The sequence below is a fragment of the Halomonas sp. ML-15 genome (assembly GCF_014779595.1).
GTDB lineage: Bacteria > Pseudomonadota > Gammaproteobacteria > Pseudomonadales > Halomonadaceae > Franzmannia.
The window spans coordinates 1-287 of record NZ_JACXZT010000014.1; the positions used below are offsets into that span (position 1 = coordinate 1).

Genomic DNA, 287 nt, shown 5'->3' on the forward strand with positions numbered 1-287 from the left:
CTGTGGGACAACGTCAAGGAGGCGCCGCTCTACAACGATGAGGTGATCCGGCCCTGGGACAAGCCGCTGCGCGAAGATGGCGGCATGTGCGTGCTGCGCGGCAACCTGGCGCCCCAGGGCGCGGTGCTCAAGCCCTCGGCGGCGACCCCCGAGTTGATGACCCACCGCGGCCAGGCCGTGGTGTTCGAGAACTTCGACGACTACAAGGCGCGCATCAACGACCCCGACCTGGACGTGACCGCCGACAGCATCCTGGTGATGAAGCACTGTGGACCGCGGGGTTATCA

The 287-nt window shown here is 66.6% G+C and carries 1 protein-coding gene; it reads left to right on the plus strand.

The window, feature by feature from the left end:
* Nucleotides 1–287, plus strand: a 287-nt coding sequence (locus IEI94_RS09045; protein WP_191166983.1) for a dihydroxy-acid dehydratase, incomplete at both ends; no start/stop codon positions are given.